Origin of the sequence: Streptomyces sp. NPDC057302, from assembly GCF_042667685.1 — a bacterium.
Taxonomy (GTDB): Bacteria; Actinomycetota; Actinomycetes; order Streptomycetales; family Streptomycetaceae; genus Streptomyces.
In genome coordinates, this window is record NZ_JBHUZJ010000045.1 from 39,653 (window position 1) to 54,551 (window position 14,899).

Consider the following 14,899-nt stretch of genomic DNA (forward strand, 5'->3'; position numbering starts at 1 on the left):
CCATGAGCTTGTGAGCTACCTAGACCGTAGAGCGATCTAGTCAGGATTACAACCTATCTCGGTATGCCGAGTCTCCCTGGGCGCCCGCCTACTCCACGAAGTACGTCGGGTTCGGCAGCTTGTACGTCTTGTCCGCGTAACCGCCCGCGAGGTCGGAGACCTGGTCGCCGAAGCTGCCGACGATGTTGTAACCGGTCGACTCGATGTGCTTGCGGGTGCCTTCCTTGAACTGCACGGTGGTGCACTCCCACTTGGCGGGCGTGGCGCAGTTGCTCAGGTAGGCGGGCGGGGCGGTCTTGTTCTTGGTGAACACGTGCTGGGTGTCGAGCCGCGTGTCGTATCCGGCCTTGGCGAGGTTGGTGACGGCGCCCTCGCGCTGCGACTCGCTCAGGCCGGTCAGGAAGAAGACCTCGACGCCCTTGCTCTTGGCGTACGCGACGAGTTCGGGCATGCCGAAGACCGCGGGCCGCTTGGCCGCCTTCACGTAGGCGTCCCAGGTGGTGTTGTCGTAGGTGTAGTTGGCGGTCTTCTCGTAGTCGAAGCTCAGCAGCGAGGTGTCGTCCACGTCGAGGACGATCGCGGGCTTCTTGCCGTGGCCGCCACCCTTCGTGCCGTGGCCACCGCTCTTCGCGCCGTGCGCCGCGGCCTTCCTGATGTCCTTCTTCGCCTTCGCCTGGATGCGCGCCAGGTCCTTGGCGTACGGACTGTCGGGCGAGGACTGCCAGACGCCGTCGGCGTCCTGGTACGCGCCGTAGTAGTCGTCTATCTCGCCGACGAGCAGGCCGATGTTCTGGGGTTCGGCGGTGTGCCGCGCCGAGGCGTTGTCGGCGGTGGCGGCGCCGGTGCCGTACAGCGCGGCGCCGGCGACGGCACAGGCGGTGGCGATGCCCGCCACCCGTAGGGACTTGCGCATAGGTCGATTTCTCCAGGATCAGAGCAGGGTCGGTACGTCTGTTCAGGGGCAACACGTTCAGGCAGGTCAACGCCTGTCTACGCGCACTGTCTACGCGCATCACATGCTGCCCCGCGAGACCCCCGCGAGACCCTTTACCCGATCAATACCTACGCTCCCGGCCGCCAGCCCGGGTCCCGGCCGCTGAGACCGACGACACGGTCCAGGAGTGGCGCGCCGTCCGGCACCGGCACCACGGCCCCGAACAGGCTGTTCCCCGACATGTCGCCCTCCTCGGGCGTGAGCAGCGCCCGGGCCACGCCGAGGCTCGCCTCGTCGGGCGCGTACGCCTGCCCCGTCGCCCGCGCCAAGTCCCAGCCGTGCACCACGAGTTCGTCCATGGCGACGGCGCCCGCCACGGCACCCGGCAGATCGATGCCGCCGGCCCGCGTCATGCCTTCGTACGCGGCCGGGTCGCGCCACGCCTCCACCAGTTCGTCGAGCAGCTTCGGCAGGTCGGCACGCCACTCGGGGCCGAGCTCCGGCACGGCGTCCCCCGGGTCCTGGTCGAGGTTCGCCCCGAGGTCCTTGCGCGCCGCGTCCCGGAACGCGCCGGTCAGACCGACCAGATGGCCCAGCAGCTGGCGCACCTGATACTCCGGACAGGGCGTGGGCCCCGCGAGCTGTTCGTCCCGCACGCCCTCCGCGACGGCTGCCACAAGCCGGGCCTGCGGCGCGAAGTCGATCGTCTCCGTCATGGATCCTCCAGAATCTCGGCGGCCCTGCCCCACGGACCGATGTCCTGCCCTGTAGACCGGCCGGGCCCCCGGAACTCATCGCCGAAGCCGACACCCGCGGCCCCGTCTAACTACTGCACCTGCCCTATGCCGGACCGTGCGCCTTAGCACCACCATCACCTGCCATGACACCGACGATCACCCGAATCCTGCGCGACCGCGACGCGAGCCTCTGCCTGGGGGCAGTCGTGGTCTCCGGCTTCGGGAGCTCCGCGATGTGGCTGGTCTCCGGGATCTGGGCGAAGGAGCTGACCGGCTCGGACGGCCTGGCCGCCCTCTGCGCCTTCGCCCTGTGGGCCCCGGCCCTGTTCGGCCCCCTGCTGGGCACGATCGCCGACCGCACCCACCGCAGACCCCTGCTCATCGCCACGAACCTGGCCCTGGCCGCCCTGCTGACCTCCCTCCTGCTCGTCGACTCGGCCGGCAGCCTGTGGATCCTCTACACGGTGCTCTTCCTGTACGGGGCCTGCGGCGCCGTCACCGACGCGGCGGAGGCGGCACTGGTGACGGCGGCGGTCGGCAAGGACCTCACGGGGGACTTCAACGGCCTGCGGATGTCCGCGAACGAGGGCATGAAGCTGATCGCACCGCTCGCCGGAGCGGGCCTCTTCGCCGCCTACGGAGGCGCGCGGGTGGCGCTCCTGGACGCCGCCACCTCCGTACTCGCGGCAGGGATGTTCACGCTGCTGCGGGTGCGCGAGGACGCACCCCTGCGCGACGCGTCGGGCTGGCGTGCGCAAACCGCCGATGGGGCACGCCACTTGTGGGGCGACCCACGGCTGCGCCCGCTCGTCCTCGCGGGCGGCCTGACCATGCTGACCTCGGGGATCAGCGGGGCGGCCGGCTACGCGGTCGTGGAGGGACTCGGCCGCTCCCCCGCGTACACGGCCGTGCTGTACGTCGTGCAGGGCGCGGGTTCGGTCGCGGTCGGCCTCGCGTCGGGAACACTGATGCGCCGCTTCAAAGGCCCCCGGTTCGGCGGAACGGGCATCGCGCTCACCGCACTCGCCGCGGCCCTGCACGCACTGCCGTACGACGCGACGGCCCTGGCGGGCAGCCTCGCCAACGGCCTCGGCCTGCCCTGCGTACTGATCGCGGGCATGACGGCGGTGCAACGCGCGACCCCACAGGCCCTGCTGGGCCGCGCGGCGGCAACAGCGAACACTCTGATGTTCACCCCGACGGCACTGGGCACAGCCCTGGGCGCGGCCCTCGTCGAAACAGTCGACTACCGGCTCCTGCTACCGGCCCTCGCGGGGGCGCGACTACTGATCGCCGCGCCCCTCCTCAAGGCCCGTCCCGCGCGGGCTACTTCACATTCGCCCACCGCTTGATCGTCGCCGTCGCCTCCGCCTGTTCCGCCGCGGGGAGCTTGGCGATGGAGGCGCCGTGGTTGGAGCCCGGGACCTCGTAGCGGTAGGAGTCGCGGTGGCTCGGGGTGAACTTTTCCGCGCTCCACGGGTCGTTCTCTCCGTAGACGAACATCATGCGCTGGCCGCGCGTCTTCACCCAGCGGTCGACGTCGGCGGTGGTCCTGTTGTTGTACGAGCCGCGCATCGCCTCGGGGAGCACCGAGTTGGGCTGGTAGATGTCCGGGTAGTGGCGCACGTCCCGCAGGTGCTTGAACTTCAGGTCGGCCCAGCCGAGTTGGGTGGCGGCCTGCCGGTAGTAGGGGCCGGTGCCGTTCGTGCCGAGGGTCTCGTCCTGGTAGACGCTGAAGCCGTGCTTCTTCGACCAGGAGTACAGCTCGTCGTCGGTGGCCTTCCGGGCGTCGGGCACGGTGGGGCAGTCGTCGATCGTGCCGCTCTGCCAGAAGTTCCACACCTGGTCGAGCACCGCGAACTCGTAGGCACGGTCGGTGGTGCCGAGCGTCTCCTCGAAGGTGTCGCCCGCCGCCTTCGCGTCCGCCTCGAACTTGGGGATCAGTGCCTCACGGCGTACGAGCATCTCGCGCTGCACGGCGTTGAGCGCGCTGCGGCACTCGGCGGTGCCCACCGTCCTGAAGAAGCGCTCGTAGCCGCTGTCGTCCCTGTTGTTCGCGTCGTTCGGCGCCACGAACGCGACGACCGCGTCCAGGTCATCGGGGTAGAAGCGCTCGTGGAACGTCGCCGTCATCCCGCCCTTGCTGGCGCCCGTGCCGAGCCACTTGCCCTTCTCGATGCCCCGCAGCGCCTGGGTGAGGCGGTGCTCGTCGGCGGCCTCCTGCTGGATGGTGAGCTTGGACCAGTCGGAAGCCGCCGCGCCCGAGGGGCGGGACTGCTCGAAGTAGCGGTGCTCGACGCTCACCTGGTTGGCGTCGATCAGCTTGGTGAGGGCGGTGGTGTTGGACGCCAGGGTGTAGCCGCCGGTGTACAGGACCGTCGGCTTGTCGGTGGCCTTGTGCCAGAGCGTGGCGCGCTGCGTGAACGTGCCGGCGCGGGGGTCGTCGTGGTCGACGGGCTGGGCGTACGTGAGCGTGTAGAAGGGGTAGCCCTCCCGGTCGGCCACGGAGACGACCTTCATCCCGGGGATCTTCTCCAGCCGCTCCCGGATGTCGGGCGCGGCGGTGGCCTGTCCGCCGTCGGCCCGCGCGGCGGCGGTCCCGGCCCCGCCGAGCACCGCCGTGCCCGCCATGATTCCGGCACAGACCAGCGCCGCTATCCCCTTGTCGCGCACCTTGTCTCCTCGTACTGGAGCGAAATGGTTGGGCGGATGGTAACCGCTTCCACTTCCTGGGCGACAGAGGGTGATTGGGGCGCGCGCCGGGCTAACCGAGCCGCGCCAGGGCGGCCCTCACGTGCGCGAGATCCGCGTCCGACGCCAGACCGGCGTGGTAGAGCCGCAGTTCGTCCGCGCCGAGCGTGAGCGCCTGCGCGGCGTCGGCGGCGAGCGTGGCGGGGCTGCCGCCCATCGCGGATACGACGGTGAGGTTCGCGGCGAGGGTGGTGCGGGCCGTGCGGTGCGCGTCGAAGGGGGCCAGGGCCTGGGCGCCGCCCGTGCAGGGGACGACCACGCCGTCGGCCACGGAGAGGATGTGCGCCGGATCGACCCCGGCGTTGGCTCCGCAGTGGTAGGCCACCGGGTCGGCGTGCAGCAGGACCTGGAAGCCGTCGGGGGCCGCGGCGCGCACGGCCGCGATCGCCGACTCCTGGAGTGTGCGGGCGGTTTCCTCGCGCCACGCGCGCGTGGCGGCCGCTGTCTCGGCCCCGAGGAGCTTCTCCACCGCCTCCCAGCCGCCGGAGGGCTCCTCGCCCCGCCACACGGGCTCCAGGGCGCGGCGGACCCCGGCCGCCAGCTCGTCGGGGGCGAGGCCTCGTCCGGCGTACCCCGCACGGCAGTCCGCGCAGAAGCACAGCGACATCAGGTACTGCCCGGCCTCCCCGAGCGGCACCCCCGCGATCTTGTCGTGGGCGTGCAGATGCGCGAGGCCGTACCAGCCGAGGGACTCCAGCTCGGTGCCGCCCGCTCCGGGGCGTACGGCGGCCTCCGCCGCGAGGTCGACGAGGTACGCGCGCGTGGCGGGCCGTGCGATGCAGGGCGCCCAGGGGTAGCGGTCTCCGTAGGCGTTGACCACGGAGGTGTCCGGATGGTCGGCGCCCATACGGGAGTTGTGGGCGAGGACCACCCAGGTGTGCACGTCGAGCCCGGCGGCGGCCAGCGCTTCGGCGGCCTCTCCGTAGGCATCACCCGGGGCCCAGTCCCCGGCCGCGTACGGGCGCAGCTCGCGCCCCTGCCACTGCGCACCAGCTTCGTAGAGCACCGCCGCGTGCTCGGCGGTGACGATGCGGTGGCGCGGGTGGCGGGGGGTCAGCGCGCGCGTGGAGTGGTACGCGGAGGCGAGGGTGACCTGCCGGACGCCGAGGTCCGCGACGCGCGCGGGCGCCTCGGGGTCGCCGACGACGTCCCAGGGGTACAGGAAGGCGGAGGTCCTCACGCGCTCTCCTCCCGCAGCAGGGCGCGCCCGCACTCGGTCAGTTCGGCGAGGCGCTTGATGTGTTCGTCGGCGGGTTCGTGCAGCGGCGTCCGCACCCCGCCCACGTCGAGCCCGCCCAGGCGCACGCCCGCCTTGACGAGGGAGACGGCATATCCGCGGCCCTCGCTGCGCAGCTCCACGAAGGGCCGGTAGAAGCCGTCGATGAGCCGGTTCACGAGGGCGTCGCCCTCGGCGGTCCGGGCGTTGAAGGCGCGGTGGAAGGCGAGCGCGATGTCGGGCGCGAAGCAGAAGACCGCCGACGAGTACAGCGTCACGCCGATGCCCCGGTAGGCGAGTCCGGTCAGCTCGGCGGTGGGCAGTCCGTTGAAGTAGAGGAATTCCTCCGGGACTTCGGTGCGCACGGCACTGACGATGCGCTGCATCAGGTCCATGTCGCCGAGGCCGTCCTTGAAGCCGATGACGCCTTCGGTACGGGCGAGCTCGACCACCGTCTCCGGGGTGAACACGGCGTTGTCGCGCTGGTAGACGATGACGTCGAGCGAGGTCGCCGCGGCCAGTTCGGCGTAGTGCGCGAGCAGCCCCTCCTGCCCGGCGACGACGAGATAGGGCGGCATCGCGAGCAGCCCGTCGGCGCCCGCCTCCTCGGCGATCCGCGCGTACCGCACGGCGAGCGCGGTACCGTACCCGGCGCCCGCGACCACCGGCACCCGTCCGGCGGTCTCCTCGGCCGCCGCGGCGACGCAGGCCCCGAACTCCTCGGGCGTCAGGGCGTGGAACTCGCCGGTGCCGCAGCAGGCGAACACGGCCGCCGCGCCCGCGTCGACGCCCGCGCGCACGTGCGCGCGAAAGACGTCGAGGTCGATGGAGCCGTCGGGGCCGTAGGCGGTGACCGGGAAGAACAGCGGCCCGCTGGGGATGTCGAGTCGAGCGGCGAGGGGTGCTGACGTCACGGGCTCTCCCTTAGCGTGCACGTTTCTGATCCACGTCCATATTTCTGAACGGACCCACGCTAAGCCGCCCTCTGAGCCCCGGTCAAGCGTCAAGGTCACCAAGAGAACCGCGATTCAAGAGCGGATTCCCCGCCTCCGTACGACACTTGACGCGACGGGGCGCCGATCCTTAGCGTGTCCACACATGTGAATGCTGTACGTACACGCGAATGCACGCAGACGAATACGGCCGCTGATCCGAGGAGACCCCTTCATGCCCGCTCCCCGCACCGTCCTGCTCACCGGCGCCGCAGGCGGCCTCGGCACCTTGATGCGGGGGCTGCTCCCGGCCTACGGCTACGACCTGCGGCTGCTCGACGTGCGGCCCATCGAGGGCGAGCCGGACGCGGTCACGGCGGACCTCAGCGACAAGAAGGCGCTGCGGGAGGCCGTGCGGGGCGTCGACGCGGTCATCCATCTCGCGGGCATCTCCCTGGAGTCCACCTTCGACAAGATCCTGCGGGCGAACATCGAAGGCACGTACAACCTCTACGAGGCCGCGCGCGAGGAAGGCGTCGGCCGTGTCGTCTTCGCCTCGTCGAACCACGCGGTGGGATTCACCCCGCGGCCCGTCGGCGACGATCCGCTGATCACGGTGGACACGCCGCGCCGCCCCGACACCCTCTACGGCCTGTCGAAGTCCTTCGGCGAGGATCTCGCCCAGTTCTACTGGGACAAGCACGGCGTCGAGACCGTCTCCGTGCGGATCGGCTCGTGCTTCCCGGAGCCGTCGAGCGTGCGGATGCTGTCGGTCTGGATGAGCCCCGGCGACGGCGCCAGGCTCTTCCACGCGGCGCTGACCGCCCCCGAGGTGGGGCACGCGGTGGTGTACGGATCCTCCGCGAACACACGGCTGTGGTGGGACCTCTCGTCGGCGCGCGCGCTCGGCTACGAACCGCGGGACGATTCCGAGCAGTACGCGCAGAAGCTCGTCGCCGAGCAGGGCGAGCTGGACCCCGCGAACCCGGATCACGCGCACCTGGGGGGCCACTTCTGCACCAACCCTCCGGTGTGGCCGTACTGAGACGACGCGCGCGCAGGGCGGCCGGGCCCGCGACGGGCTGAAATCAGCCTGTCCGGCGGAGCACGACAAGCCGCCCCCGCCCGCATTCGGGCATCGAACGGGCAGCCCGCACCCCCCGAACGGGCACCGCTTGCGCCCGTCGCACAGGCCGTCGCGCTACCAAGCGGGCAGAGACGGGCATCATCGCCCCGATTCCGAGCCTGTTCACACACCGTCCCCCGCTGTAGAACTTTCCACCAGGGCCCGAACGGGCACAGCGAGGGAAAGAGGCGGCACCCATGACCGCGGAAGAGCGCCAGCGGGAAATCGTCCGGGCAGCACGGACCTCCGGCTCCGTGGACGTCACCGCACTCGCGGACAAACTGGGCGTCGCCAAGGAGACCGTCCGCCGGGACCTGCGCGCCCTGGAGGACCACGGCCTGGTCCGCCGCACCCACGGCGGCGCCTATCCCGTGGAGAGCGCGGGCTTCGAGACGACCCTCGCGTTCCGCACCACCATGCACGTCCCGGAGAAGCGAAGGATCGCCACCGCCGCCGCCGAACTGCTCGGCGACGCCGAAACGGTCTTCGTCGACGAGGGCTTCACCCCGCAGCTCATCGCCGAAGCGCTCCCCGAAGCCGCCAAGGGCCGCCCCCTGACGATCGTCACCGCGTCCCTGGCCACCGCCGGCGCCCTGGCCGAAGCGGACAACATGTCCGTCCTGCTGCTCGGCGGCCGGGTCCGTCCCGGCACCCTCGCGACCGTCGACCACTGGACGACGCGCATGCTCGCCGGGTTCGTGATCGACCTCGCGTACATCGGGGCCAACGGCATCTCCCGTGAGCACGGCCTGACCACGCCCGACCCCGCGGTCAGCGAGGTGAAGGCGCAGGCCATCCGCGCGTCACGGCGCACGGTGTTCACGGGCGTGCACACCAAGTTCGGCGCGACCAGCTTCTGCCGGTTCGCGCACATCGGCGAGCTGGAGGCGATCGTCACCAGCACCCAGCTGCCCGCGTCCGAGGCCCACCGCTACTCCCTCCAGGGCCCCCAGGTCGTCCGCGTCTGACACCCCGGCCCGCGCACCCTCCCCTCCCCTCCCCTCCCCCTCCCCCTCCTCCTCTTCTCCCCGTGCTCCCCGCACCTTTCGTGATCCCGCACGCCCTCACCCACCCTCGACGCACCCCCACACCTCCCATAAGTCCCCATACGTCCAGGAGCATTCATGCGAACCCAGAGCCGACGGAGGCCGCGCGCACTCGCCGCGGCAGCCGCAGGGACGCTGCTTGCCCCGCTGCTCTCCGGCTGCTGGGCCGGGGCGGGCGGGACCGGTTCCGGCGACTCCATCAACGTACTGATGGTGAACAACCCGCAGATGGTCGAATTGCAGAAGCTCACCGCCTCCCACTTCACCAAGGAGACGGGCATCAAGGTGAGCTTCACGGTCCTGCCCGAGAACGACGTCCGCGACAAGATCAGCCAGGACTTCGCCAACCAGGCGGGCCAGTACGACGTCGCCACGCTCTCCAACTACGAGATCCCGATCTACGCCAAGAACGACTGGCTGCACGAAGTCGGCTCGTACGCCAAGAAGGACAAGGCGTACGACGAGAAGGACGTCCTGCCGTCCATGCGCCAGTCCCTCACCGGCGACGACGGCAAGCTCTACGGACAGCCCTTCTACGGAGAGTCGTCCTTCCTGATGTACCGGAAGGACGTCTTCAAGAAGGCCGGTCTCACCATGCCGAAGAAGCCCACCTGGCAGCAGGTGGCGAAGCTCGCGGGTGACGTCGAAGGCTCCGGCGCCGAGTCCGGCATGAAGGGCATCTGCCTGCGCGGGCTTCCGGGCTGGGGCGAGCTGATCGCGCCCCTGACGAGCGTGGTGAACACCTTCGGCGGGACCTGGTTCGACAAGGACTGGAAGGCCCGCCTCGACTCCCCCGAGTTCAAGAAGGCGACGCAGTTCTACGTGGACCTCGTCCGCGAGCACGGCGAGTCCGGAGCCGCCCAGTCCGGCTATGCCGAGTGCCTGAACAACCTCACCCAGGGCAAGACCGCCATGTGGTACGACGCCACGGCCGCCGCCGGTTCGCTGGAGTCCGCCAAGTCGCCGGTCAAGGGCAAGATCGGCTACGTACCGGCGCCCGTGGAGAAGACCGAGAGCTCCGGCTGGCTCTACACCTGGGCCTGGGGCCTGCAGAAGGCCTCGCGCAACCCGGACAAGGCCTGGAAGTTCGTCTCCTGGGCGTCCAGCAAGGAGTACGAGGAGCTGGTCGGCGAGAAGATCGGCTGGTCCAACGTCCCCGCGGGCAAGCGGGCGTCGACGTACGACAATCCCGCGTACCGCAAGGAGGCCGCCGCCTTCCAGGGCGTCACCCACGACGCCATCGAAGGCGCACGGCCCACCGATCCCGGCGTGCAGCCCCGGCCCGCGCCCGGCATCCAGTTCGTCGGCATCCCCGAGTTCACCGACCTCGGCACGAAGGTCTCCCAGGAGATCAGCGCGGCCATCGCCGGGCGCCAGTCCGTCGAATCGGCCCTCAAGAAGTCACAGAAGCTCGCCGAGAAGATCGCCGAGGAGTACGAGGGACGATGACCGCCACCGCGAGTACCCCCACCGTCGCGCCCAGGACCGCGCGCACCCCCGGACCGAAGACACCGGGCAGGCTGCGCGCCTGGGCCACCAGGGCGCCGCTCCTGCCCGCCCTGATCTTCATGGTCGTCGTGACCCAGCTGCCCTTCGTGGCCACGCTGGTGATCTCCTTCTTCGACTGGAACGCCCTCTACCCCGACGCCCGCAGCTTCGCCGGCCTCGACAACTACTCCGAGGTCCTCACCGACCCGGACCTGCGCAAGTCCGTCCTGACGACCATCGTGCTCACGGCCACCGTCGTCATCGCGAGCCTCGTCATCGGGCTCGGCCTCGCGCTGCTCCTCGACCGGAAGTTCCGGGGGCGCGGATTCGTGCGTACGCTGCTCATCGCGCCGTTCCTGCTCGTGCCGGTGGCCGCGGCCCTGCTGTGGAAGCACGTGCTCTACAACCCCGAGTACGGCCTCTTCAACGGCCTGCTGCACTGGGTGGGCGGTGACGGCGCGGCGCAGCCCGCCTGGGTCTCCAACACTCCGCTGCTCGCCATCGAGGCCTCCCTGATCTGGCAGTGGACGCCCTTCATGATGCTGATCCTGCTCGCGGGACTCCAGAGCCGCGACAGCGAGCTCATCGAAGCCGCCCGCATGGACGGCGCGGGCAACTGGCAGGTGTTCCGCTACCTGACGCTGCCGCATCTGCGCCGCTATCTGGAGCTGGGCTCGCTGCTCGGCTCGATCTACATCGTGCAGAACTTCGACGCCGTCTTCACGATCACCTCGGGCGGTCTGGGCACGGCCAACCTGCCCTACACCGTCTACCAGAGCTTCTACCAGGCCCACGAGAACGGCCTGGCGTCCGCCGCCGGCGTCCTCGTCGTCATCGGTTCCATCATCATCGCGACCTTCGCGCTGCGGGTCGTCTCGTCCCTGTTCCGTGAGGAGGCGTCCCGCGCATGAGCACCGACGTGACGCGCGTACGTACACAGCCCGGGACACAGCCCGGGACGCAGCCCGGCAGCCGCTTCCGGGTCCGGGGCTCGGCGGGCCTCGGCCTCGCCGCCTGGCTGGCCGGAATCCTGTTCTTCCTGCCCGTCGCCTGGATGACGCTGACCTCCTTCCACTCGGAGTCGGACGCGGCGACCAACCCGCCCTCGCTGGCGGCCTCGCTCACCCTGGACGGCTACCGCGACTTCTTCGGCTCGGGCGGCGGTGCGAGCCCCTGGCCCTCGCTCATCAACTCGACGGTGGCGTCGGTCGCCTCGACGCTCCTGGTGCTGCTTCTCGCGCTGCCTGCCGCGTACGCCCTGTCCATCAGGCCGGTGAAGAAGTGGACGGACGTCCTGTTCTTCTTCCTGTCGACGAAGATGCTGCCGATCGTGGCGGGCCTGCTGCCGATCTATCTGTTCGCCAAGAACACCGAGATGCTCGACAACATCTGGCTGCTCGTCATCCTCTACACGTCGATGAACCTGCCGATCGCGGTGTGGATGATGCAGTCCTTCCTCTCCGAGGTGCCGGTCGCGATCATCGAGGCCGCGCAGATCGACGGGGCGCGCCTGCCCACCATCCTCGCGCGCGTGGTGGCCCCCATCGCGCTGCCGGGGATCGCGGCGACGTCCCTGATCTGCTTCATCTTCAGCTGGAACGAACTTCTCTTCGCGCGGGTGCTCACGGGCGTCGTCGCCCAGACCGCGCCCGTGTTCCTGACCGGCTTCATCACCAGCCAGGGCCTGTTCCTGGCGAAGGTGTGCGCCGCGTCGCTCGTGATCTCCCTGCCGGTGCTCGCCGCGGGGTTCGCCGCCCAGGACAAGCTGGTCCAGGGCCTGTCGTTGGGAGCCGTCAAGTGAAGGCCGCCATCATCGAGTCCGTTGGCAAAGCCGTCGTCGGCGAGGTGCCCGACCCCACGCCGGGGCCGCGCGACGTCGTCGTCGAGGTCGCCGCCTGCGGACTGTGCGGGACCGATCTGCACATTCTGCAGGGCGAGTTCGCACCCACGCTGCCGGTGGTGCCGGGGCACGAGTTCGCCGGGACGGTGGTGGGGCTCGGCCGTGAGGTCAGCGAGCTCGCGATCGGCGACCGGGTCGCCGTCGACCCCTCGCTCTACTGTTACGAGTGCCGCTACTGCCGCACCGGCCACAACAACCTCTGCGAGCGCTGGAACGCGATCGGGGTCACCACTGCGGGCGGCGCCGCCCAGTACGCGGTCGCGCCCGTCGCCAACTGTGTGCGGCTCCCAGAGAACGTACGCACCCAGGACGCGGCCCTCATCGAGCCGCTGTCGTGCGCGGTGCGCGGCTACGACGTGCTCCGCGCCCAGCTGGGCTCCCATGTCCTGATCTACGGCTCCGGGACGATGGGCCTGATGATGCTGGAGCTCGCCAAGCGGACGGGAGCGGCGAGCGTGGACATCGTGGACCTCAACCCGGAGCGCCTGGCCACGGCCCGGCAGTTGGGCGTATCGGGCTCGGCCGCCGGAGCGGACGAGCTCGACCGGCCCCAGGGTTGGGACATCGTCGTCGACGCCACCGGGAACGCGGCGGCGATCCAGGACGGACTCGGGCGGGTCGCCAAGGCAGGGACGTTCCTGCAGTTCGGGGTGGCCGACTACGCGACGCGGGTGAGCATCGACCCGTACCGCATCTACAACCAGGAGATCACCATCACCGGGTCGATGGCGGTGCTGCACAGCTATGAGCGGGCGGCGGAGCTGTTCGCCGGGGGCGTCCTCGACCCGGACGTGTTCATCAGCGACCGGATGCCGCTGACGGCGTACCCCGATGCTCTGGAGCGGTTCGCCTCCGGGGTGGGCCGCAAGATCGTGGTGGTTCCCTAGGGTTCTCAAGCGCCGGACGGCCACAAGACTGGGCCGTCCGGCGCTTGCGGACGCCCCCGCGCAGCGGCCCGCGGCGGAGCCGCGAGTGTCACGGCCGGGAAGGTGCGGGGCCGGGAAGGTGCGGGGTCGGGGAAGAAAAGTTCTGTAGGTAAGGGAACGGCAAAGCCGGGACGTTCGTTACCCCGGACATGACCGCTATGACACCCGGCTCGAACATCCCTCTCACCGCCACCCGCGTGGCGGTGGACGTCGCCGCACCGGTGCGGCTCGACGTATCGGGCCTGCTGCTCACCGCCGACGGCAAAGTGCGATCCGACGACGACTTCATCTTCTTCAACCAGCCCGCGGGGCCCGGTGTGACCTACCAGTCGGGTGGCGGCACGACCCCCGACAAGATCACGGTGGACACCACGGCCGTGCCCGCCGGCATCGAGAAGATCGTCGTCACCGCGAGCCCGGACGCTGCGGGCCAGACCTTCCAGGGCGTCGAGCCCACCGCCACCATCCGCAACGCGGACGACGGCACCGTCCTCGCCACGTTCACTCCCCCGCAGCTCGGTGGCGAGACCGCCCTGGTGATCGTCGAGGTCTATCTGCGCAACGGCGCGTGGAAGGCGCGCGCCGTCGGCCAGGGGTACTCGAACGGCCTGGCAGGCATCGCGACGGACTTCGGTGTCTCGGTCGAGGAGCCCGCGGCCCCGGCCGCTCCGGCCGCCGCCGCGCCCGCCGCCCCGATGGCGCCCCCGACCGGCGCCCCGGTCCAGGGCCCGCCCCCGCCGGCCGCCGACCCCCGCCTCGCCGCCCCGGCGGCGCCCGCCGCTCCCCCGGCGCCCGCGGCTCCCGCGCCGGGTGCCGGGAAGATCAACCTGGACAAGGGCCGGGTCAGCCTCCAGAAGAACCAGACGGTGTCCCTGGTCAAGGGCGGCAGGCCGCTGCTCTCGCAGGTCAAGATGGGCCTGGGCTGGGAGCCCGCGTACGGCGGCAAGGACATCGACCTGGACGCCTCCGTCATCGCGTACGGCCCGCAGCGCAACCACGTGGACAGCTGCTACTTCGGCAAGCTGTCGATCGTGAACGGCGCGATCAAGCACTCCGGCGACAACCTCACGGGCGAGGGCGGCGGTGACGACGAGGTGATCGTCGTGGACCTGGGCCGGCTGCCGCAGGAGGTGACGGGTCTCGTCTTCACGGTGAACTCGTTCTCGGGCCAGAAGTTCACGCAGGTCGCCAAGGCGTACTGCCGTCTGCTGGACGCGGCGACGGGCGAGGAGCTGGTCCGCTTCGACCTCACGAACGCGGAGGCGCAGACGGGCGTGATGATGGCGAAGCTGATCAAGCAGTTCACCGGAGAGTGGGACATGACCGCCATGGGTGACTTCGTGAAGTCACGGACCGTGCGCGGCATGGTGAAGCCCGCGGCGCAGGCGCTGTAGCCGCCGCGCGGGCTCCTCGGGGCCCGCGTGAGCCGCACGGGGACATGCAGAGGCGGTCGGTGCGGAAGGTTCATCCACGGGATGAGCCTTCGCGCCGACCGCCTCTTGTCGTGCGTGGTGGTGCGTGCGGACGCGCCCGGAGGCGTGCGTCAGGTCAGAGCTTGGCCAGCTTCGCGTAGGGGCTCAGGAAACGTCCCTGACGGCCCGCGAAGTCGATGACCACCGCGTCCTCGCCTTCGACTCCGACGATCCGTCCGAGTCCGTATTGGTCGTGGGAGACCCGGTCGCCCACGGCGAACTGCTCGATGGGCGGTGCGGGGGGCGGCGGAACGTTAAAGGGGCTGTTCGGCAGGTGGCGTCGGGTACCGGGGGGCCTCGTCATGTTCCGAGTATGCGCCCTCCGGACCCCGCCGCACCATGCTCCGAGCTCACACGGTCCTCACATCGGC

14 protein-coding genes are annotated in these 14,899 nt (G+C 70.4%); 8 read left to right on the top strand and 6 right to left on the bottom strand.

Annotation, left to right across the window (positions count from 1 at the left end; translation table 11 throughout):
- Window positions 1-88: 88 nt before the first annotated feature.
- Both ACFUPX_RS27535 and ACFUPX_RS27540 read right to left on the bottom strand, forming a co-directional pair.
- The gene (locus ACFUPX_RS27535; protein WP_383328138.1) at window positions 89-913 is read right to left on the bottom strand and encodes an HAD family acid phosphatase; all 825 of its coding nucleotides are present in this window, start codon (window positions 911-913) and stop codon (window positions 89-91) included.
- A 149-nt stretch (window positions 914-1,062) separates the two neighbouring features.
- Window positions 1,063-1,650, bottom strand: coding sequence for a TIGR03086 family metal-binding protein (locus ACFUPX_RS27540; RefSeq protein WP_383328141.1), 588 nt, complete (start codon window positions 1,648-1,650; stop codon window positions 1,063-1,065).
- A gap of 164 nt (window positions 1,651-1,814) precedes the next feature.
- Between ACFUPX_RS27540 and ACFUPX_RS27545 the strand changes: the two genes are divergently transcribed.
- Window positions 1,815-3,023, top strand: a complete 1,209-nt coding sequence (locus tag ACFUPX_RS27545) for an MFS transporter (protein WP_383328144.1) — start codon at window positions 1,815-1,817, stop codon at window positions 3,021-3,023.
- Here the strand turns inward: ACFUPX_RS27545 and ACFUPX_RS27550 are convergent.
- The 3 genes from ACFUPX_RS27550 to ACFUPX_RS27560 all read right to left on the bottom strand — a co-directional run bounded on the left by ACFUPX_RS27550 (window position 2,998) and on the right by ACFUPX_RS27560 (window position 6,552).
- Window positions 2,998-4,344, bottom strand: coding sequence for a S28 family serine protease (locus ACFUPX_RS27550; protein ID WP_383328147.1), 1,347 nt, complete (start codon window positions 4,342-4,344; stop codon window positions 2,998-3,000). The two genes, ACFUPX_RS27545 and ACFUPX_RS27550, sit on opposite strands and share 26 nt — an antisense overlap.
- A 91-nt stretch (window positions 4,345-4,435) precedes the next feature.
- Complete coding sequence (locus ACFUPX_RS27555; protein ID WP_383328150.1) at window positions 4,436-5,602, bottom strand: hypothetical protein; 1,167 nt, start codon at window positions 5,600-5,602, stop codon at window positions 4,436-4,438.
- Complete coding sequence (locus tag ACFUPX_RS27560; protein WP_383328153.1) at window positions 5,599-6,552, bottom strand: 5-dehydro-4-deoxyglucarate dehydratase; 954 nt, start codon at window positions 6,550-6,552, stop codon at window positions 5,599-5,601. The genes ACFUPX_RS27555 and ACFUPX_RS27560 overlap by 4 nt, the downstream gene beginning before the upstream one ends.
- A gap of 253 nt (window positions 6,553-6,805) precedes the next feature.
- Between ACFUPX_RS27560 and ACFUPX_RS27565 the strand changes: the two genes are divergently transcribed.
- From ACFUPX_RS27565 to ACFUPX_RS27595, 7 genes are all read left to right on the top strand, one after another.
- Complete coding sequence (locus ACFUPX_RS27565) at window positions 6,806-7,615, top strand: NAD-dependent epimerase/dehydratase family protein (protein ID WP_383328156.1); 810 nt, start codon at window positions 6,806-6,808, stop codon at window positions 7,613-7,615.
- A 278-nt stretch (window positions 7,616-7,893) separates the two neighbouring features.
- Window positions 7,894-8,664 (top strand): DeoR/GlpR family DNA-binding transcription regulator, encoded by a 771-nt coding sequence (locus ACFUPX_RS27570; protein ID WP_383328159.1) that lies wholly within the window; start codon window positions 7,894-7,896, stop codon window positions 8,662-8,664.
- 156 nt (window positions 8,665-8,820) lie between these two features.
- A complete protein-coding gene (locus ACFUPX_RS27575) occupies window positions 8,821-10,191 on the top strand; it encodes an ABC transporter substrate-binding protein (RefSeq protein ID WP_383328162.1) in 1,371 nt (456 codons plus the stop codon).
- Window positions 10,188-11,141: a carbohydrate ABC transporter permease gene (locus tag ACFUPX_RS27580; RefSeq protein ID WP_383328165.1), complete on the top strand. Its 954-nt coding sequence runs from the start codon at window positions 10,188-10,190 to the stop codon at window positions 11,139-11,141. Before ACFUPX_RS27575 ends, ACFUPX_RS27580 begins: the two co-directional genes overlap by 4 nt.
- Entirely contained in the window at window positions 11,138-12,031 is an 894-nt protein-coding gene (locus ACFUPX_RS27585; protein WP_383328168.1) for a carbohydrate ABC transporter permease, read from the top strand. The genes ACFUPX_RS27580 and ACFUPX_RS27585 overlap by 4 nt, the downstream gene beginning before the upstream one ends.
- Window positions 12,028-13,017 carry a zinc-dependent alcohol dehydrogenase family protein gene (locus ACFUPX_RS27590; RefSeq protein ID WP_383328171.1) on the top strand — a complete coding sequence of 330 codons (990 nt, stop codon included), beginning with the start codon at window positions 12,028-12,030 and terminating at the stop codon, window positions 13,015-13,017. Before ACFUPX_RS27585 ends, ACFUPX_RS27590 begins: the two co-directional genes overlap by 4 nt.
- A gap of 197 nt (window positions 13,018-13,214) precedes the next feature.
- Complete coding sequence (locus ACFUPX_RS27595; RefSeq protein WP_383328235.1) at window positions 13,215-14,450, top strand: TerD family protein; 1,236 nt, start codon at window positions 13,215-13,217, stop codon at window positions 14,448-14,450.
- A gap of 154 nt (window positions 14,451-14,604) precedes the next feature.
- Here ACFUPX_RS27595 and ACFUPX_RS27600 read toward each other — a convergent pair whose 3' ends face one another.
- Entirely contained in the window at window positions 14,605-14,832 is a 228-nt protein-coding gene (locus ACFUPX_RS27600; RefSeq protein ID WP_351161959.1) for a CarD family transcriptional regulator, read from the bottom strand.
- Between the last annotated feature and the right edge of the window lie 67 nt (window positions 14,833-14,899).

Coding starts and splice junctions, on each gene's coding strand:
- ACFUPX_RS27570 (WP_383328159.1), top strand. CDS start 7,894: ATGACCGCGGAAGAGCGCCAGCGGGAAATCGTCCGGGCAGCACGGACC.
- ACFUPX_RS27565 (WP_383328156.1), top strand. CDS start 6,806: ATGCCCGCTCCCCGCACCGTCCTGCTCACCGGCGCCGCAGGCGGCCTC.
- ACFUPX_RS27600 (WP_351161959.1), bottom strand. CDS start 14,832: ATGACGAGGCCCCCCGGTACCCGACGCCACCTGCCGAACAGCCCCTTT.
- ACFUPX_RS27580 (WP_383328165.1), top strand. CDS start 10,188: ATGACCGCCACCGCGAGTACCCCCACCGTCGCGCCCAGGACCGCGCGC.
- ACFUPX_RS27535 (WP_383328138.1), bottom strand. CDS start 913: ATGCGCAAGTCCCTACGGGTGGCGGGCATCGCCACCGCCTGTGCCGTC.
- ACFUPX_RS27585 (WP_383328168.1), top strand. CDS start 11,138: ATGAGCACCGACGTGACGCGCGTACGTACACAGCCCGGGACACAGCCC.
- ACFUPX_RS27545 (WP_383328144.1), top strand. CDS start 1,815: ATGACACCGACGATCACCCGAATCCTGCGCGACCGCGACGCGAGCCTC.
- ACFUPX_RS27595 (WP_383328235.1), top strand. CDS start 13,215: ATGACACCCGGCTCGAACATCCCTCTCACCGCCACCCGCGTGGCGGTG.
- ACFUPX_RS27575 (WP_383328162.1), top strand. CDS start 8,821: ATGCGAACCCAGAGCCGACGGAGGCCGCGCGCACTCGCCGCGGCAGCC.
- ACFUPX_RS27540 (WP_383328141.1), bottom strand. CDS start 1,650: ATGACGGAGACGATCGACTTCGCGCCGCAGGCCCGGCTTGTGGCAGCC.